This window comes from Bacillus horti, assembly GCF_030813115.1.
Lineage (GTDB): Bacteria > Bacillota > Bacilli > Caldalkalibacillales > JCM-10596 > Bacillus_CH > Bacillus_CH horti.
On record NZ_JAUSTY010000018.1, the window covers coordinates 1 to 22,344 of the forward strand.

Annotated in this window: 5 protein-coding genes; all 5 read right to left on the reverse strand. The window is 39.6% G+C overall.

All coding sequences use genetic code 11. The features are described 5' to 3' along the window. Positions 1-4,664, reverse strand: a 4,664-nt coding sequence (locus tag J2S11_RS17360; RefSeq protein ID WP_307396683.1) for a non-ribosomal peptide synthetase, incomplete at its 3' end; no start/stop codon positions are given. 11 nt (positions 4,665-4,675) lie between these two features. Continuing rightward, positions 4,676-17,047 (reverse strand): non-ribosomal peptide synthetase, encoded by a 12,372-nt coding sequence (locus tag J2S11_RS17365; RefSeq protein ID WP_307396684.1) that lies wholly within the window; start codon positions 17,045-17,047, stop codon positions 4,676-4,678. Between the two features lie 85 nt (positions 17,048-17,132). Then, the gene (ectB, locus tag J2S11_RS17370) at positions 17,133-18,404 is read right to left on the reverse strand and encodes a diaminobutyrate--2-oxoglutarate transaminase (protein WP_307396685.1); all 1,272 of its coding nucleotides are present in this window, start codon (positions 18,402-18,404) and stop codon (positions 17,133-17,135) included. A 45-nt stretch (positions 18,405-18,449) separates the two neighbouring features. Beyond that, complete coding sequence (locus J2S11_RS17375; RefSeq protein WP_307396686.1) at positions 18,450-19,181, reverse strand: thioesterase II family protein; 732 nt, start codon at positions 19,179-19,181, stop codon at positions 18,450-18,452. A 10-nt stretch (positions 19,182-19,191) separates the two neighbouring features. Further along, complete coding sequence (locus tag J2S11_RS17380; protein WP_307396687.1) at positions 19,192-22,323, reverse strand: cyclic peptide export ABC transporter; 3,132 nt, start codon at positions 22,321-22,323, stop codon at positions 19,192-19,194. Between the last annotated feature and the right edge of the window lie 21 nt (positions 22,324-22,344).

The window sequence follows — 22,344 nt, forward strand, 5'->3', positions numbered from 1 at the left end:
ATGATGCCTACAAGCTCCTCCCGCTGCACACCTCGGGCTCTTAGAGCGTGAGCTATTTGATTCGCTTTGTCGTTCAGCTCCTGATAGGTCAGGCTCTGTTGACCGAATCGAATCGCCTCCTGTGCTGGGCGCTGACGTACCTGCTCTTCAAACAGAACATGGATCGCTTGCTCGGGAAAACCAATCGGCTCTGGATTAAATTGTGACACTAGATACTTACTCTCCTGATCAGTAAGCATATTGATCTCAGCAAGCTTTAGCTCAGGATTGTTAGAAACACTTTCTAAGATAGCAAGAAAATGCTGGCTCATTTGTTCCATTGTTATCCTGGAGAAAAGCTGTGTATTATATTCAAGAGAGAATAATAGCTTTTCATCGCTTTCATTAGCAGCAAGTAAAAAATCAAATTTTGAAACCGAATGTCCATGATCATACGGAGTGATCTCTAAACCACCAAGTTGCCAATCGGTCATCTCCATATTTTGCAAAGTAAAGCTAGTATTAAATAATGGATTTCTACTTAAATCACGCCGAATATCTAACTGATCAAGCAGCTCCTCCAGTGGATACTCCTGATGCTCAAAAGCATGAATAACCTCTTCCTTAACCGCCTGTAGGACGTCACCGAAGCCTAACTTTTTCTCAGGGTACAGCCGTAATGCTAATGTGTTCACAAACAGACCAATGATTTCCTGTGTGTCCGTATGACGCCTTCCAGCAACAGGAGAGCCTACAACCATTTCTTCCTGACCCGTGTATTTCATAAGGAGAACACTATATGCGGATAATAAAATCATATACAGTGTCACACCATCCTGCTGCAAGCTCCTCTTTAACCTGGCCGTGCCCTCTCTGCCTAGCTCAAAATGAATTTGCCTGCCCTCAAAGGTCTGTACAGGAGGCCTCACATAATCCGTTGGAAAATCTAGAACCGGGATGTTTCCTGTGAATTTATTCGTCCAGTAATGCTTCTGTTCATCCCGAACTTTACTCTGATTTTGGTACTGCCATTGCGTATAGTCCTTATATTGAAGACGAACCTCGGGTAATGTTTCTTCTTTATAGAAAGCTGAAAGCTCCTTAACAAGTAGATTTAAAGACACACCGTCAGAAATAATGTGATGCATGTCCAAAACTAACACATGCTCCTGTAAGGATTCCTGAATAACCCCGACCCTAAACAGTGGAGCTTTTGTAAAATCAAACGGTTGAATCTGGTCTTTAACAGCTGAACGAGTAGCCCTTCCTTGAATAACATTTAGTTTAAAATCTGGTACCGGATGAACTTTTTGAACGAGCTCTTCTCCTAGCATTTCAAAGCTTGTTCTTAATGCTTCATGACGCTGTAGGAGTAATAGAAATGCTTTCTCTAAACGAGCTAAATCAAGCTCACCTTTTATATGTAAGACAATTGGAATATTGTAGCTAATCCCCATAGTGTCTAACTGGCTAACAACGTACATTCGTTTTTGAGCAGGAGAAACAGGATAAAATTCCCTCTGCTCCACTGGTTCAATAGGTAAAAAACTCTTGCCCTCTAGCTCCTGAATATAGGCTGCCATCTTTTGTAGGGTAGCATGCTCAAAAATAGCTCTTAAAGGAAACTCAATATTAAAGTGCTTATTAATACGAGATGCCAGAATCGTAGCCTTTAGAGAATGTCCACCACAATCAAAAAAGTGATCCTTTTGTCCTACTCCTTCAATTCCTAAAACATCCTCCCAAATACTAGCTAACCCCTGCTCCCATTCGCTAACAGGTGTGCTCTTCTGCTCCAACTGAGCATAGCTGACTTCAGGCTCGGGCAAAGCCTTCCCATTAATCTTTCCATTTGCTGTTAATGGAAGAGAATCCAGTTGGACATAGTATGCGGGAAGCATGTAAGCAGGAAGCTTTTCCGCTAAGCTTTCCTTTAAGGAAGATACTGAAGGTTTCCTTGTCTCTTCAAACACAAAATAAGCACAAAGATAGCTATGCTCCTGCTTATCATTTCGAACCACAACCGTTGCCTCACTTACTCCATCAAATCGAAGCAAATGCTGCTTGATTTCATCCAGTTCAATTCTGAATCCACGAAGCTTTATTTGCTGATCCATCCGGCCCCAATATTCAATTCGACCATCAGGTAGCCAACGTGCTAAATCCCCAGTTTTATATAAAACACCTTCTGGCTGATAAGGGTTCGCTATAAACCTTTCTCTAGTAAGACTTTCATTCTGCCAATATCCTTTTGCTAATCCCTCTCCACCAAGACAAAGCTCTCCGATAACTCCAATTGGTGACAAGTGATTATTTTTGTCTAGAATTAGAGCGGTTGTATGGCTAATAGGTCGTCCAATAGGAACATTTTCCACTTGGTCATCCCATTCATTAATTGGTTCATAAAGAGCAAAAACAGTACTTTCAGTAGGACCATACACATTGACTACTCGGTTTGGCCCTAAGTAGTGAATTGCCTTTTCCACATGATACTTTGATGTTTTTTCTCCACCAAAGAATACTTTTCTGATGTTATTTAAACTTTCAATGCTTTCTTCAACCAATGCGTTAAATAAAGCGGTTGTGATAAAGAATACCGTAATTCCTTCCTGCCGAATCGTATCTGATAGCTGCTTTAAATCTAAGAGATTTTCTTTTCTTAGCAAAACTAATCTAGCACCATTTAAAAGAGCACCAAAAATATCAAAGGTTGAGCCATCAAAGGAAAAGCTAGATAATTGCAAAATACAGTCATCTGCCTCAAGCTGTATATAATTTGTATTTTTAACTAGTCGACTAATATTGTAATGACGAGTTAAGGTTCCCTTTGGCTGACCGGTTGAACCAGACGTATACATCATGTAAGCTAAATCACTTGATTGATTCACTTCGTCTAAATTTTCAGTAGGTCCACTATACAGTTCTTCTGATCCAAGATTCAGCGTAACTCCAGAAAACTTGATCTTGGAAAGCAAATGGTGTTGTGTCAGCAAATATCTACTGTTGCTATTCTCCAAAATAAAGGAAATACGCTCTTCTGGATAATCAGGATCAATAGGAACATAGGCTCCACCGGATTTCAACACCCCGACTAGACCAATAATCATTTCCAAGGAACGATCAGCCATAATTCCCACTAAGTCATTAGGCTCCACTCCCTGAGCTCTTAATACTCTAGCCACTTGATTTGCTTTTCTATTTAGCTCTTTATAGGTCAATGTTTCACCCTCAAAAACAACCGCTACCCGATCTGGGTACTTCTCTACTTGCTCATGGAACAAAGCATGTAGAGTTTGCTCTCTCGGATAGTCACCGGACGTCTGATTAAAATCAATTAGAATTTGTCTTTCCTCTTCCTGACCTAACAAGCATATGTCTCGTAGCTCTATATCAGGGTTATCTAATCCATAACGGATGACTCTATTAAAATGATTTGCTATTTTTTCGATAAAAGATGTGTCATATTCTATAATGCTATAATTTAAGCGAATAGTTAAAACGTCCCCAGGTACTATACTTAGGTTAAAACCGTAGCTACTCTGCTCAAAGACCTTTACATTATCAATATCAAAGGGAAGCCCCTTTTTTGAATGCCTAAGCTCCTCATCAATGGGGTAGTTTTCAAATGCTACTAGGCTTTGAATGAGCTCTGACTTATGATCTGTTTCCGCTTGAATATCAGCTAATGGATAGAAGGAATGCTCATTTGACTGCAAAAGGTCATGCTGTACCTGTTGAATAACTTCTTTAAAGGTCTGCGTTCCCTCTCCTTTAACCCGAACAGGAATTGTATTAATGAATAATCCAACCATTTTTTCTACACCAACAACATCTGCTGGTCTACCAGACACCACAGTACCAAATACAACATCATCTGTAGCATTATAATGCTGTAGCAGAATCCCCCAGACACTTTGAATAACACTGCTTAAAGTAACACCGAACTGCCTAGACATATCCTCTATGATATGAGTAGGGACATCTAAAGAAAACTCAAACGTTCGATTCTCATGTGCTGAAAAAGATTTTGTATTATACCGTTTCTTTGGTACGGGTGAGATTTGTTCAAAGCCGTCTAGATATGATTTCCAGTAGCCTTTTGCCAAAGCCTTATCTTGCTGCTCAAGCCATGCTATATAGTTACTGTAGGGATAGACTGGGCCCAACTGTGGAGCTGAACCTAGAGTCAAAGATTGATAAATCGAGAAGAAATCATCAACAATAATTCCTATGCACCAGCCATCCATAATAATATGGTGAAAGCTCCAAATCATTGTATATTGATCGTTACCCTGATGGAGCAAGGAGATCCGCATCAATTTATCACTAGAAAGATCAAAGCCTTTCTCTCGATCAAGTGCCTCAAATTGATGGACATATTGTCTACTCTCATCCAGCCCTAGGTGAGAAATATCCTCAACATGCAGCTCTACATCCCTTTTCTGCAAAGCAACCTGCAAGGGCTCTTCAACGTCCTCATAGAGAAAAATCGTTCTTAACGCTTCATACCTCTCAATCAGCTTATTCATAGTTTCCTTAAGGACAATATGATCAACATGACCAATGATATGGAGAGACATCTGCTGAAAGTATTCTGGACTATTCGGATTTAATAAGGAATGATATAGCATCCCTTCCTGCATGGGAGTAAGCGGATAGATATTTTTAATTTGTAGACCTTCCACAAACCTCACCTCTACTTTAGTTTTTTGCCTAGTAAAGCCGAAATCTTGTCAAGCTTATCTATGGAGAGCTTTTTATACGCTAAGTCACTCGGGCTGAGCTCTGTTGAATCTTTAGAAACACAATGCTCAATAACATCTACTAAGGAAGACTGGAATAGCTTCATTAATCTAGCAATAGTTTGTTCCTTATATTGAAGCTGGTTATAGCTTAAAGTTATCTGAAGCTGCTCACGTACAACAATGGCATTCCACTCTAAGGTAAAAAGCCGTTCCATTTTTGGGCTTACATTCGGTCCACTAGACAGTCTAGATATCTCAAAGACAGTTTGGTCTATATTCTGGTCAAACTGACCAAGGTAATTAAAACTAATTTGTGGTGCAACCTGATCGGCTAGAGAGCCTTTGAAATGCTTAGTTACATACTTTAGAATACCGTAGCCTATTCCTTGGTTTGGAATTTTCCTTAGGTTATCTTTAATTGTTTTAATTTGAAAGCCTAGATCTTGCGTGTGCCTCATATCTAAAATGACCGGGTATTGAGTTGTAAACCAGCCGACTGTTCGTGAAATATTCATCGCCCCAGCAAGCTCCTGCCTTCCATGTCCTTCCAATATTATTGGAATCATTGTTTGCTCAGACCATTGAGCATGTGCTTTACCTAAAGCGGCAAGCAAAATATCATTAATTTGAGTATTGTAAGCTTGATGTACTTTCTTTAATAACAGGTCTGTTTGCTCTTTACTCAGTTCAAAGGTCTGTGTTTTGCTATCTTCATAAATGCTATGAGTAATGTGAGTGTCTATTGGGCAGCCCCCTATAGGAGTAGACGCCAGCTGATGCCAATAATCCGCCTCATTTAGTATCTGCTCACCTTTAGCATATTCTTTTAAATAGTTTGACCAGGCTTGATACGAGTTAGTTTTCTCACCGAATGTAACCTGCTTATTATTTAAAGACTGCTGATACGCCTGAGCCAAATCCTCCACAATAATCCTCCAAGAAACTCCATCAACAATTGTATGGTGAATAATAATCAACAGATGATCACCATAATCAGTTCTAAATAACCCTAATTGGACTAAAGGTCCAATCTCCAGATTAAACTGACTATGCAGGGCATTTACTCTGTTTTCAATCTCTTCTTCCACATGTTCTGATCCAAAAAGATCATATACAGTTAAATAAAAGAGCTTGCCTTCATTAGTAGCCCTATTATATTGAAGTGGTTTGATCCTAGTTTCTCTAAAGACGATTCGCAAGGCATCATGATGCTGAACCAAATTTTGGAACACCATTTCCAGCTTATCCACATCGAAGCCTTCTTTACGATAGAGCATAACAGCTTGATTAAAATGATGGGTATCAGCAAGCTCCCGCTCGAAAAACCAGCTCTGAATAGGAGTAAGAGGTATATCCCCCCGTACCTCAGCCTGATCTACTGTATACTCAATAGGACTCATATTGTGTACAAGCTCTTCAATGATCGGGTGTCTAAACAAATCCCTAACCTCTATTTGATAGCCCTTTTGTAATAAACGTGATGATATTTGAATGGCTTTTATAGAGTCTCCACCTAATTCGAAGAATCGATCCTTAATGCTTATTTTCTCTACACCCAAGACCTCCTGCCAAACCTCTGCCAGCATGTTTTCTAAATCATTCCTTGGAGCCAGATACTCTGCCGTCTGGAAGCTACTTACTGTAGGCTCTGGAAGAGCATTGCGATCCAGTTTGCCGTTTAAGGTTACAGGAAACTTATCTAATGACACAATATGAGCTGGGATCATATAACCAGGTAAATGCTGAGCTAAATAATGTCGTAATACAGATGGATTAAATGACTTATCCGCTTTAAAAATGACATAGGCACAAATATAATCTTGTCCCTTCTGATCCTTTAAGCTCAATACTAATGCTTCGTTTACATAATCATGTTGTAGCAAATGATGCGAGATTTCATCTAATTCAATCCTATAGCCTCGAATCTTCACCTGATGGTCTATACGTCCTAGGTATTCAATTTGACCATCAGCTAGCCAACGTGCTATATCCCCTGTCCGATACATCCTCTCTCCCGAGCGGAACGGATGCTCCACAAACTTCTCCTTGGTAAGCTCTGGCCTGTTGAGGTATCCTCGTGCTAAACCCCTTCCTGCTAGACACAGCTCTCCCGGTACACCGATCGGCTGCAGCTTGCCTTGCTCGTCCAAAATATACGCTTCGGTATTGCTCAGCGGATGTCCTATACTCATCTTCCCTCTCCGCTCTCTGTCTATAGCTAAGCCCGTGGCATAAATGGTCGCTTCCGTTGGACCATAGAGATTCTCTAGGCGGACCTGCTTCATAGTAGCATACGTCTTTTTAGCTAACTCCACCGACAGGGCTTCTCCAGCCACAAAGAGATACGTGAGCCCCTCTAGTTTGGCTAAGCTCTCCTGATCTAGAAGGAGCATTTGCTGGAGCATGGAAGGCACGAAGTTAAGGTGGGTGATCTGATGTTGTTCTACATGCTCGGCTATGAGACGTGGCTCCCTCTCTGCTTCTGGTGGGAGAATTATTAGCATGGCCCCTCCTAGAATCCAGCCGAACATCTCCGTCACGCTGACGTCAAACGTATACGTTGTCTTAAGCAGATACGCATCCTGGGGAGTCATCGGATACATGTGCTGTAACGACCAGAGCGTGTTCATCAAACTGCTCTGCTCAATCATGACCCCCTTCGGGTTTCCAGTCGAGCCAGACGTATAGATCACATACGCTAGATCAGCTAGGTCGTTTACCGGCTCAGGGTTATCCGTAGGATAATCGGACCATGCCTCTCCTTCGAGTAGCAGGATGTCTACCTGTAAGCTAGATGAATTAGCTCTAATCTCCAACACTTCATCTATCTTCGCTCTCCACTTACCCTGTGTCAGCACGAGAGTCGTCTGACTATCCTCTAGCAGATACTGAATTCGCTCTGCCGGATACTCTGGATCAAGCGGAACATACGCAGCTCCTGCCTTGAGAATGCCTAGCACGCCCACAAGCATCTCCAGTGAACGCTCCACCATGATGCCTACAAGCTCCTCCCGCTGCACACCTCGGTCTCTTAATGCATGAGCCACCTGATTCGCTTTTTCGTTCAGCTCCTGATACGTCAAGCTTTGCTGACCGAACCGAATTGCCTCCTGCTGTGGATGCTGCCGAGCCTGCTCTTCAAACAGAGCATGGATCGCTTGCTCGGGAAAATGGATCGGGTCAGGATTGAATTGGGACACCAGATCGTCCCTTTCCTGCTCATCAAGCATGTTAATGTCAGCAAGCTGTAGGTGAGGGTTGCTAGACACACTTTCTAAAATAGTAAGAAAATGCTGCGCCATACGCTCTATGGTTGTTCTCTCAAATAAAGCAGAGCTATATTCAAAAATGAGGTGTAATTTCTGCTCATTTTCAATAGACGTTAATGAAAGATCAAACCTAGCCACCCCTTGATTAAAACCATAGGGCTGAACAGAGCACTGATCAAAAGTGATATTTTGCTGATCAATGATCTGATGGATAAACATCACATCAAAAACAGGATTCCGACTCATGTCACGTTCAATATTAAGCTTCTCAACTAGCTGTTCAAAAGGATAGTCTTGGGCATCAAGAGCCTTTAATACACCGTTCTTTACTTCAGCTAAAAAGCGCTCAAACGATTCATCACCCTTGAGTTCATTCCTCAAAGCTAAAGTATTAACAAACATTCCAATGGTTGATTGTACATCTGCATGAGTTCGTCCAGATGTAGGAGAACCTATAATAATATCCTGCTGTGACGTGTATTTAGATAGTAATACATTAAAGCCAGCTAATAGGATCATGTATAACGTAGTTCCTGTATTTTCTGCTAGCTGCTGTAGGTGCTGAGCGAGTCTAGTAGAAATATCTAGTCGAACGGTTGAGCCCTGGAAGCCTCTTACAGCAGGACGCGGAAAATCTAAGGATAGGTTTAGAATTGGTAATTCACCTGATAATTCTCTTAACCAAAAATCCTCCTGTTGCTGAAGTAGCTCTTGTCTAGCTGGTTGGTTAAGGCTTTCCGAATAATCCTTATACTGTAGCTTAACCGGAGGAAGAGCCTGACCTTGATATAGAGCAAACAGCTCATCCATCATAATCCCTATAGATGTTCCATCAATAATGGTGTGGTGAATGTCAATGACTAAATAATGCTCATTTGGTGCAACACTAAGCACTCCGAAGCGATGTAATGTCTCTGATAAATCGAACCTTTGAACGTACATCCTAATCGCTTTCTCCACAGGCTCACATACAGGGATGGAATCAATATACGTCTTTAATTCTCTACGGATAAATTGTAAGGTTTCACCCTCTCTTACTATAAAAGATGTTCTAAGTGACTCATGACGATCAACGACACCTTGCCATGCTTTTTCTAACCGTTTTAAGTCCAACGATCCTACTAGCTTATAAGTGTTAGTAATATTGTAATTTGTGCCATTCTCATCAAGCTGACTGAGCACAAACATCCTTTTTTGCATAGAGGATGCTGGATAATATTCTTTTTGAGTTGCAGTAGCTATTGAGATATATTGATCCGCTTTAGCTCGGCTAATATATTCAGCCATTTTAGCAACTGTAGGATTATTAAACACTTCATTTAATGGGTATCTTACTTTAAATGCTTTATGGATCGCAGAAACAAGTGTCATGGCTTTTAAGGAATGTCCCCCGATGGAGAAGAAATCCTGTTCAACACCAAAATGATCTAGCTGTAAGATATTTCTCCAAATCTCTACTAGTTGCTCCTCCGTTTCATTCCTTGGCCCTATGATTTCTGTGTCCATATCTTGAGTAAGCTCTAGCTCTAAAAGAGCCTTTCGATTCATCTTACCGTTTGTCGTTAGCGGAATATGATCGACTTGAACAATAAACGCTGGGATCATATATTCAGGGAGCTTTAAGGCTAATAAATCCTTGATTTCCTTTGTACGATGAATGGATGTACTAGAGTCAATAATATAAGCCACTAGAAATTTTTCACCGCTAGTATCTACTTGATCAAGTACGACAGCCTGAGATATTTCAGTAATTTGGCTAAGCTCCGCTTCAATTTCCTCTAGCTCAATCCTGAAACCGCGGATTTTAACTTGATGATCCATTCTACCTAGATATTCAATGTTTCCATCTGGTAGCCACCTCGCCAAATCACCCGTTCGATAAATCTTACTTTCCTTCTTAAAAGGGTGACTAACAAATCTTGAAGCGGTTAGCTCTGGACGATTTAGATATCCCCTCGCTACACCAGCACCGGCAATACATAGCTCTCCGGCAATACCTATTGGCTGCAAATGCTGATTTTGGTCAAGAATAAAGAGCTGTATATTATCAATCGGTTTACCAATTGGTATAAAGGAGTAGTCCTCCTCAAACCTACACTCAAAATGAGTCACATCCACCGTTGCTTCTGTTGGACCATATAAATTAATGAGACGAGTTCTATTCCCTTGATGAAGTGAGTCCTTAAAGCGTGTTACGTGCTCAGCCTTAAGAGCCTCCCCGCTGGCAAAAACCTTATCTAATGAAGCAAGTGAATCTAGCTCCCGCATCTGCTCAACATAGTCTAAGAACAGATGCAGCATAGACGGTACAAAATGTAAGGTTGTAACCCGCTGCTTCCTTATTGTTTCAACTAATACATCTGGGTTCTTCTCCCCGCCTGGCTCCAAAAGGCACACTTTGGCTCCTTGGAAAAACCACCAAAATAGCTCCCAAACTGAAACATCAAACGTATATGGTGTTTTTTGCAGAATGATATCCTCAGAATGAAGTGGGTAAGCTTTCTGCATCCAATGGATACGATTGATTACAGAATGATGCTGAATCATAGTACCCTTAGGCTTGCCTGTTGAGCCTGATGTATAAATCACATACGCTAGATCCTGTGAATCACCGTGATCATCTAGATCCCTGCTTTCTTCTTTCAAATACTCTCCTTGATCTAATGAAACAACAGTCGATCCCTTATCGCCTGACATTGAAACTAAATCATTTACCCAATTAAAATGATTCGAATTAGTCAAAACAATCCTTGCCTGAGAATCATCTAGCATGTATTGAACCCGGTCAGCTGGAAAATCAGGATCAATTGGAAGGTAAGCTCCTCCAGCCTTTAGAATACCCATTACTCCAATCATCATATCTAGTGAGCGATTTATGACCAGAGGTACGATAGATTGATTTTTTACTCCTTTGTCTCTGAGGTATCGCGCAAGCTGATTAGATTTCTCGTTAAATTCCTGATACGTTAGCTGTTTATCCCCATCTATAATAGCTGTACTTGCTGCATATTTTCTGGCCTGCTGTTCAAAGTATTGATGAATGGTAAGATCAGCAGGATAATCAACTTGAGTTGCATTAAATGAATCCATAATGATAGCTTTTTCATGTTCAGTTAAAACCGATAATTCTTTTATGGCTGTTGTTGGAGCACTTGCTATGACATGAATTAAGTGCTGTAAATGATTTTGTACTTTTTCCACCATAAATTGTTCATAGATTGATGGCTTATACTTCAATTCAATTCGAATGTTATCCTCAGGAAATATCAGAATATTGAAATCGTAATTCGTTTCTTCAAAAATATCTACTTCGTTCACCTTGAAGTCTAATGCATCAGAGTCAAACAAAGCTTTATCTAAAGGATAATTTTCAAAGATCATAATATGGTTAAATAACCCTTGCTTAAGAGTAGACAGGGCATTAATTTCGGCTAATGAATAGCTATCAAAAGAGCCGATTTGTGCATTAGACTGATGAATCTGACTAACCAAGTCTAGAAATGAGTCGTGATCTGCACATTTTACACGCAGCGGAATCGTATTGATAAAAAGCCCAACCATCTGTTCAATGCCAGATACTTCAGGTGAACGACCCGAAATAACAGTCCCAAACACAACATCATTCGTTTGATTATATTTTTGTAAGAGCACAGCCCATACCGCTTGAAAAACAGTGTTTAAGGTGGTGTTCTGCTGAAGAGCTAGCTCTCCTAGCGCCCTCGTGTGTTGCTGCGATAATGTAAAAGAAATGGTTTCATGCTGCTCATTCTCTATCCTCTCTCCTGCTGATATAGCTGGTAAAGACACTTGAGCATCATATCCATTTAAATAATCGCTCCAAAAGCTACGAGCTTCTTTCTCCTCCCTATTTTGTAGCCACTGAATATAATTAGAATAAGGAGCACTGTTATCTGAAATTTGACGATTATAAAAGTGCGGAGTATAGTCAGATTTCAAAGCCGCTTTGTAAAGACCTATAAGCTCTTTAAATAAAATGCCTATGCTCCATCCATCCATAATTAAATGATGATAGCTTAATAGCAGATAAGAGTTCTCTGTCCCTAAAATAATATGCATAACTCTGAAAGGAGTAGACTGCTGTAGCTCAAAGCTTATCTGGCGATCCCTTACTAAATAAAGCTGTAGCTCCTTCTGTTGCTCCTCTTTATGCAAATGGGACAAGTCCATTTCATTCCATTCCACTAGTTGCTTACTAATAACGGCTTGATGTGGAGTTTGCATCTTTTCATAGATAAAGATCGTGCGTAATATATCATAACGATTTGTCATTTCATTTAGGCAAGTAAGCAGCAAATTCAGATCAAGCTTTCCTTCTATGTTTAGGCCAACCTGCTGGAAATAAGCATCGGAGCTTGAATCTTTTAATGAATGAAAAAGTATACCGTCCTGCGGAGGAGATAACGGATATAGATTTTCGAGCGATTTCCCCATAGATTGAATCTGATCAGATAATGTCATAAGCTCTTCCATACTCACATTGGCTAGTGGGAAATCGCTTGGAGTATGGAACCTTTCATCTAGGTGTATGCAGAAGTCAACTACTCGAATAAGCTCCTGTTGGAATTCCATACTAAGCCTGCTTATTTGAGCTTCTGAATACAGATGATGATTATAGATAAAATGAAAGGTTAGACTACCGTTTTTAATACTCCCTATCATTTCTATTCCTGTCACTCGTTCTATTTCACTACTTGCCTCTTTCCCAGTAGAAGCTGAAGAAAGCTCAAAGACATCATTAGGGATATCATGATCAAATTCACCGAGATAATTAAAACTAATTTCAGGAATTGAGGATAACTCAGTGAAATCTCCTTCTACTTTGCCTGTTAAGTATTTTAAAAGTCCATACCCTATTCCCTTATTCGGAATAGATCTCTGTGCTTCTTTAATATGCATCAATTGTGCTGGAAGGGTATCCTCAAAAGAGTTTATACTTATAGCGGACATATCAAGAGCCACTGGATACAAGGAGGTAAACCAGCCTACTGTCCTCGTAACGTTCAGGTTCTCCGCAATTTCCTGTCGGCCATGCCCCTCCATAAAAATTAAAAATTGATCCTGGAAGGTCAGTTTCTTTAGTGAAATACCAAGAGCCGTTAGTAAAACATCCTCAATTTGTGTATGAAAGGCTGTATGGACTTCTTTTAGAAGCTGTTGCGTTTTTTCTGGGCTAAAGCTAACAGACAGCTGACTAGTATCCTTTATTTTATTTGAAGCTACCTCTGTACTTTGAATAGGTATTAAACGAGCATTGTTTATTTTTTCTATATTTCCCCAGTAGGAAAGCTCCGTTTTCAGCACATCTGATTTGGCATATTGATGTAAAGCCTCTGACCATTTCTTAAATGAATGAGTTTTCTCAGGTAATTGTAATGGTTTTGTATTCAAAGCTTGCTTGTAAGCCAGTGCAATATCCTCAATAATAATTCTCCATGAAACACCATCAACAACGAGATGGTGGGCTAGCAGTAGCAGGTAATCACCAACTTGCGTTTTAAATAAGCATGCTTTAAACAAAGGACCTTTTTCTAAGTTAAAGCTCATCTGATACCCATCAGCTAATCTTTCTATTTCAATATCCGTATCCTTAGATTCTTGTAGTGATATGACCTCAAAGACAGATTCATCCTGCTGATAGGATAAATTTGTTTGGATGACTTCTTTCTCCTTAAGCGCATATATCATTCTTAAAGCATCATGATGCTCTACCACTTTCTGGACAGACATGTGTAAGGCTTTCTCCTCCAAGCCTGTTGAAGCGTAAAGCATAACAGATTGATTAAAATGCTGCCTTTCTGTTTGACAGGAATCAAAAAACAACCGTTGAATTGGTGTCAGCCGTACATTCCCATATATGGCACCCTGTTCGATCACTTGATCTTCAAGCTTAACGAAAGAGCTTAGCTTAGCGATTGTAGGCTGAAGTAAAATATGCTTAATCTCTACCCTCATCTTGTATTTGGCTAGACGTGAAGCTACTTTCATCGCCTTAATCGAATCACCACCTAATTCAAAGAAGTGATGCTCGATTCCTATATTCTCTACACCTAATATATCCTGCCAGATATTAACTAAAGCCTGTTCTACCTCGTTACGAGGCTTCTTACTTTCACTTTGTATCTGAATAGAAGGATCAATTTGAGGTAGATTCTTTCTATCTAATTTTCCATTTGGGGATAATGGCATTTTTTCCATACTTATAAAGTAAGCTGGGACCATATACCCTGGAAGTCTCGTATACAGATACTCCCTCACTGTACTTTGATTTAAGCTATTGTCACTTACATAATAAGCATATAGCTCCGTTAAGCTAGACTCATTTTTACGGTCAATAACGACTGCTTCGAGCACGTTCGGATGGCTTAACAGCTTAGCTTCAATTTCGCCAAGCTCGATTCGAAATCCGCGCACCTTTACCTGATAATCTAGACGCCCCAAATATTCTATATTCCCATCTGGTAGCCATCTAGCTAAATCCCCTGTACGATATAACTTTTCTCTAGCTTTAAATGGATGATTGATAAAGACCTCTTCTGTAAGCTTAGGGTTGTTAAAGTACCCTCGTGCCAACCCAGCTCCACCAATACACAATTCCCCACTAACTCCAATAGGACTTAGCTGATCGTGCTCATCAAGAATCAGCATTTCAACATTAGCAAGTGGTTTCCCAATCGGCACCTTAAGATACTCTTTTCCTGCCATTAGGCTATACTGAGTAGCATAAATCGTTGTTTCTGTAGGGCCATATAGATTTTCTAATCTCTTATCTGGAAAAACAGCATAAAATTGCTGTACGAGCTGTACATTCATCGCTTCTCCTGCAACAAAGACATAACGTAAAGAGTTCATGCGTTTGAGCTGCTCTGAGCTTAATTCCTGCAGCAATAAGGTTAACAGGGAAGGAACAAAGTTAATATGTGTTACTTCATATGTTTGAATAGCTTCGACAAGCCTATTAGGCTCTTTTTCTGCCTCCGCCTCTAATATAGCAAGACTCCCTCCTCCAAATATCCAGCCGAAGAGCTCGCAAACGGACACATCAAATGTAAATGTCGTTTTTAACAAATAAGTATCCGAGGAGAGAAGTGGATAATCTACTTGAAGAGCCTCTAATGTATTTAATATACTTCTGTGCTCTATCATTACTCCTTTAGGTATTCCTGTTGAACCGGAAGTATACATCATATATGCCAAATCCTGAGCAGTGCTTATCGCTTTTAAATTAGTAGATTCGCCCTCGTAAATAAAAGAATCTAAATGTATAAGGGCTATTTCATGAAGCGAATCTAAAAATGTCTCCTGCTTTTGGAAGGTTGGTTGATGAATCAGTAAACAGCGTATGTTCGATTCCTTCAGAATATAACTAATACGCTCCTCTGGGAAATCAGCAAGAATAGGCACGTATGCAGCTCCTGCTTTAAACACAGCTAATATAGAAATAATCATCTCTGGAGAGCGATCAACCATAATTCCTACGAAGCTCCCAGGTCCTACTCCTTTTTCAGCCAATGCCCTAGCCAATTGATTTGCTTTACCGTTCAACTCAAAGTATGTGAGTGATTGATTTTGATAACGCAAAGCTACTTGATTTGGTATGGCTTCAGCTTGGTCTTCAAATAGCTGATGGATGAGCCTAGGTGCGCTATTATAGACGGGTTGTTGATTAAATGAATGTAAAATACATTCTTTTTCCTCTCCCCTAACAATTTCAATATCCCTAAGCATGCTTTCTGGATAAGAGATGAGCTGCTGTAAGAGATATTCAAAGTGCTGGGTCATTCTTTTCATTAGTTCCTTGCTAAATAGATCCTTGTTAAAAACAAACTGGACCTCTAGCTTCTCAAACATATGAATCTGTAATGTAACATCGTAATGAGTTCTTTCATAGGTCTCATAAGACGTAATATTAATCTCTCTATCTTGCTTGCCTAATACTTCGTCTAAAGGATAATTTTCGAGAACAACAAGGGAGTCAAATAATTCACCTTCAATCTCTCTGCACGTGCTTTGAATATCCGTTAATGAACTACCTTCAAACTCACTTCTTTCTATTAAATGCTGTTGGACATTTTTTAGAATCTCGTAAATCGTAGTGTTAGGACCTATCTGTACTCTTAATGGGAGAGTATTAATGTATAATCCAACAGCCTTTTGCAAACCAGAAAGCACATGACTTCTTCCAGAAACAGTCGTACCAAAAAGAACATCATTCGTTCGATTATACTTTGCTAATAGCAGACCCCATGTCGTGTAAAACAACGAGGCCATAGTAACCTGATTCTTAGTAGCAAAATCCTGGAGCTCTCTCATAAATTCTAATGGATACGTAGTAGAGTAAAGCTCGGTGGAACTGATTTGCTTCTGCGTGTTGGAGTTAACTGGTAGAGCAGTCTTTGTTTCGAAGCTTTCTAAATGCCTTCTCCAAAATTCAAGCTGTTCCTGCTTGTTAAGGCTGTTCAGCCATTGAATATACTCCTTGTACTTTGTTTTACTCTCGCTAACTGGTAAATCCCCTTTAGAAAAGCAATCGTAAGCATCTAGAAATTCCTTTAAAATAATACCGTTACTCCATCCGTCATATATCAAGTGATGATTCGTGATAATAAGCTCACATTCTGTATCTGACAGGGAAATATTTCTAACCCTTATAGTTTCAAAGCGTAGGTCAAACCCTTTTGTTCTTTCCTCTTGCTTCATTTGCTCTAGCTTTGTTTGTTGCTCGAAAGCGTCAAGATGACTAATATCATAGCTACTATAGGAACTCTGTTGCTCCTTCAATACAACCTGAATTGGATGATCTAGTCCCTCCCAACGGTATATTGTTCTTAGCATCTCGTTGCTTCTAACAACAAATTCCCATGCCTTTTGGGCAATCGCTGGTTGGGTATGGCCCGTTAAACGAAGAGTTAATTGCTCTATATATTGATCACTAAAAGGTTCGTTGATATAGTGATAAAGCATTCCTTCCTGTAGTGGAGTTAAAGATAATAAATCCTCCACATTTGATTTATCGAGCTTTGTTTTAACGGTCATAGTTAAAAGATCCTCCTTCTAAGTAGAGTAGGTGTAGGTAAGGATTCTAAAAAGGGATCCTTCGTCCTTTTCTAACTACTCTCATTTACGAATGAATTTGTGCTTCAATATGTGAAACGATCGCTTGTTTAATAACGGCACAGCCTTCTTGTAAAACTTCCATTTCAATCGTTAATGGGGGCATAATTTTTAACACCAAATCATTTCTTCCCACACGCTCAATAATAAGCTTATTGTCAAAGCAAGCTCGGGCAATCCTCTTAACCACTTCACTGTCATTGGTTACATTCGTAAAATCAATTCCCCAGATCATACCGATCCCTCTGATTTTTATATCTTCATGGATAGGCATGATTTCATTGACTAGGAAGTCCTCTATATACGCTTCCTTCTCCTCTACCTGCTTTTCTAAATATATTTCTTCTCTGTATTCTATAGCCGCCATTGCTGCTACAAAGGCCAGTTGGTTTCCTCTGAAAGTACCGTTATGTTCAGCAGGCTTCCAAATATCAAGCTCTGGCTTTAACAACACTAATGATAATGGCAGTCCATATCCTCCAATGGATTTTGAAAGGGTAACAATGTCTGGAACAATCTCAGCTCGTTCAAATGAGAAAAACTGACCAGCACGTCCACATCCAACCTGTATATCGTCACAAATCATTAAAATATCATGCTCTGTGCATAGCTTCCTAAGCCTGATTAGCCACTCTGTAGGAGCAACTATGATCCCACCTTCAGCCTGAACCGTTTCGACTAAAATAGCAGCAGGCTTTTCTATGCCACTATTTGGATCCATTAGAATACTTTCCATATACTCTATCGTGTCAAAGCTTTCTGCATATCCATATGGATAAGGCATAAAAGTTACATTCTGCAAGGGAATCCCTGCACCAGCCCGTTGCTCTAAGTTTCCAGTTGCTGCTATGCTGCCTAAAGACATGCCATGAAAGCCACCCATAAAAGAGAAAATACCAGTTCTCCCCTTAACCTTTCGAGCTAGTTTAAGCGCAGCCTCTACAGCATTTGTACCTGTAGGACCACAGAATTGCATTTTGTAATTCAAATTTCTAGGCAATAGGATATGCTTCGTAAACGTCTCAATAAAATCCCTTTTTGCCGTTGTATACATATCTAAGCCATGCATCACACCATTTGACTGAATATATTGAATTAATCTCTCTTTAATAAATGGTGGGTTGTGTCCATAGTTTAAAGCTCCTGCCCCAGCTAAAAAGTCGATATAGGCCTCATTACTCTCCCCATACATTTTGGCATTTTCTGCTGTCTGAAACACAACAGGAAAAGCTCTACAGTAAGACCTTACATTGGATTCTACTAATTCAAATACATTCATTTTCCAAACCTCCGCTCATGTTTATTCCCTAATGGGATGAAAGACTTAGATTTGAACCATTTTTTCAAGCTCCACTCTAATTGTTTGGTTAATGAAGTGGACAACCTCCTTTTCCTTATCATGGAGATAAAAATGTCCACCTTGCATTTCATAAACAGTACAAGCTTTATCCGTGTAATTTTTCCAGCCTTGGACATCAGACATTAGGACATTACGATCATCTCGTCCATTTAATACGGACAGATTACATGGAATTCGCTCTTCTTCTCCCTGATATTGATACGTGTGTATTAATCGATAATCGTTTTTTAATATAGGGGTGAATAGCTTTAAAAGCTCTTCATTTTCTAGAACTTCCTTAGGCGTTCCTCCCAATTGATAGATTCTCTCAATAAACAAATCATCAGGCAGCTCATGTAATCTATCACTTTCCTTCTTAATATGGGGAGGGTATCTAGCAGAAATGAATGCATGAATCGGCTTAATCTCCTTTCTTTGCTTTAGCCTAATCAACAACTCATATACCATAAGCCCACCCATACTATGACCAAACATGGCAAAAACCGAATCCTCACTTAGCTGCTCATCTAATTCCTTATATAAATCTTCAACGGCATGCTCCATCGAATGATAGAAAGGCTCTCCAAACCGTTTGCCTCGACCTGCAAGCTCAAGTGGTATGACTTCAATATCTGAGGCTATTTCTTTTTTCCAGGGCAGGAACACATGAGACGCCCCTCCAGCGTAGGGTAAACAAAAGAGCTTTATTTTCTTCATAAATTCCTCCTTAACCTGTGACTGGAGCATATCCACTTTGTAGAGCTTCTCCATCCTCAGACTCTACCATTTTTCCTAGCTCCATCTTTATGATCCGATCAGCCGTTTCAAAGTAACGGTCATCATGAGAAATTGCTATAATACATTTCCCCTTGGCCTTAAGCTCAGGCAATAATTCTAAATAGAAGAATCTTCTAAACTCCGGATCCTGATCAGCTGCCCATTCATCAAATAAGTAGATCGGCTTGTCCTCCAGATAGCTAACCATCAAAGCTAACCTTTTTCTTTGACCGGTGGATAATTTGATAGTGCTAAATTTTCCATCAACCACCTCTACCTTGTCTTCAATTTTTAACAATTTAAGATAAACATCAATGTCTTCTTTCTTGTTTTCATAATCAATCCCATACAGCTTATCGAATAAATAAAAGTCGCTAAATATCGTTGTAAAATACTGTCCTAGCTCCTCAGCACTATGCTCTATTCCATTCACTAAAATGCTTCCTGAATCAGACTTGTATAAGCCTGTCATAAGGTTAGCAATTGTTGATTTTCCGCTTCCATTTCCACCTGTGATAAAAACGAGTTCATCAGAATGAAACGTATAGTTGATAGGTCCTACAGTAAATGACTCACCAGCATCGTTACTATATGAATAAACTAAATCCTTCAACTCAAGTGAGATAGACTCTGTTTGATGAACAGTAGTATTCTCTTTATCTGATTTGGCCTCAAAATCAGTAATCTCATTAATTAACCCATTGATCCGCTTCCAGCTTATTCTCATCTGAATGAATGTAGGCACAGCATTTAAAATGGAATGAACAGGACCAACCATATACAGAAAGATAAAGACATAGCTTCTTATGTTATCTACAGCGATTCCTTTAAAGATTAAAGGAAAGAAAAATGCGATACATCCAATCACTAATGTGAACAGAATCTCACCTATGATAAAAGCATTTGTGATTTTATAATCTGCTTTAATCCGCTTGTCTCTATACTCTACACAAGCACCTTGAATATCCTGCTTAAACTCGTCCCGTTTTCCTTTATTAAGACTCAATTCCTTAAAGCCTTTAGTCAAATCATTGATATATCTGAAAAAGACATTCTGCACATCCCTTGTTTGACTCCATAGCTTATTAGCAGCCATTCCAGCTAAAACATATAGCCCAACAGCCAAAACAATTATGCCAAAAGTGAAGATCAAGCCCATCCAATTAATAATGCCTAAATAAATAAAACAGCAGATTAGGGTGATAAGGCTAGTGATTCCGGTAATAAATGTGTTCGCAAAACTACTAATGACTTCAGTATCATTATTAAGTCCAGCATGAACCTTACCATCCTGCAGTTTATCGAATTTATAATAGGATGAATTCAGAATTTTATCGATCAACTCAAGCCTTTTATCATAGACAATATTGTTTGTTATTGATACAAGTCTCATCCTAACAATCCTTTGTCCAACCACATAGACCATCAGCCCTAAGACAAAATATAGAAAGATATCACTTTGGAAGCTATCAGTTTGAGCGCTTAGGGTCAGGTTAATCGTAAAGATAATAAAAGCATTTCCTAGACCACTAAGGACACTCAGAATCGCTATATTAAACATCCCTTTGCTATCCTCTTTCGGAAATAAGAAAACGAGCAATGAATAGAATGAGAACATTAAGGCGGTTAGAAATAAACTTGCTACGGCCAACCATAATGAGGCTGGAGCCCAAACAAGCATAAATTCCCAGGTTAGTTCATTAAATAAGGCATTAGGTAATAAGTACAAGCAATAACCAAACAAACCTAGAAAACCCATTGATCCTATGATTGTAAAGAGTCCTTGCCAGCCTCTATTTTTAAACGATCTCCTCTTTTTTACACACTCCATCAGAAATCTAGCGAACATCCACAGATTAAACAGTAGAACTGGGATTGTAATACATAAAGCAGCCAGTGCAAGTCTATCCAAGTCCCTAAACATATCTGTGAGATTGTAATCACTCAAGCGATTTACAAGCATGTCCATAACATCTTCACCGATTGCGATCGCATAGGCTGAGTTTAGATTCGCTAATACTGCAACACCAAGCTGTTCCTCCACACGAAACCCAACGTAGGAGGAGTAATTTGGATTACTACCTGTATGGGATAAAACACCCTCTCCATCCTGATAAACAAACCAGCCTGCCGCATAGGAAGAGCCGTCTGCATTGGGTCGTATAGTTCGATTTGGTTCATGAGCTCTATTAACTAACGCTTGCCATTCAGAGGGAATGTCCTCCTGGTGCATATTAATTCTTAACCATTTGCTCATATCCTCAATATTAGAGATGAAATATCCTGCTGGAGTATTACCACGATAAATAGGTGCGTGGTATTCACGTGCTTGAAGAAAATCAAGCTTGTAGCCCTGAGCAAGAGCATCTTGTGCATCCTCGTGAAAAAGATATGTATTTGATAAACCTAAAGGAAGCAGAACCTCTTCCTGCATATAGGCTTCAAATGACTGTCCTGTTATCACTTCAATAACTAAGCCTAATACATCGTAATTGATCGTAGCGTATAAGTAACGGCTCCCGGGAGCATGATCTAGCTCTGCTCCAACTAATGTCTTAACCGTTTGTTCTAAGGCATCATCTTCCGTAGATTCAGGAATGTCAGCAATCGTTTGAAAAGGAACACCAGACGTATGGTGTAGAAATTGCTCTATCGTTACATCTACCTCTTCATTCAAATAATTAAGCTCTAACCAAGGGAGATACTCTGTAACGGAATCCGTTAATTGAAGTCTGCCTTCTTTCTCAAGCTTTAGTACCCCTAAGGCTGTAAACACCTTACTATTTGATCCTAGCTCAAACAGTGTTTCTGAAGTAATAGGCTGCTGAGTAGACTTATCAGCCAAGCCAAAATTCTGTTGATATACTTCTGTATCACCCTGTACAATAACTACTGACAAACCGGGGATTTTTCCTCTATCCATAAGATCTTGAATATGATCCTCAATGGAGGAAATCATTTCTGATGACAATGTCAAGCTATTCCCCGTGTCTGCCGCAACTGCTCCTAGAGGTACAAAAAGTACGATAATGAGAAGCAGAGTTAAAAGCTTACTTAATCGTTTACCTTTCATTTCATACATCACATTCCCTTCCTTTGATCT

What these genes read in the sequence shown, in the direction of transcription:
- J2S11_RS17365 (WP_307396684.1), bottom strand. Translation starts at nt 17,047, where the DNA reads ATGACCGTTAAAACAAAGCTCGATAAATCAAATGTGGAGGATTTATTA.
- ectB (WP_307396685.1), bottom strand. Translation starts at nt 18,404, where the DNA reads ATGAATGTATTTGAATTAGTAGAATCCAATGTAAGGTCTTACTGTAGA.
- J2S11_RS17375 (WP_307396686.1), bottom strand. Translation starts at nt 19,181, where the DNA reads ATGAAGAAAATAAAGCTCTTTTGTTTACCCTACGCTGGAGGGGCGTCT.
- J2S11_RS17380 (WP_307396687.1), bottom strand. Translation starts at nt 22,323, where the DNA reads ATGTATGAAATGAAAGGTAAACGATTAAGTAAGCTTTTAACTCTGCTT.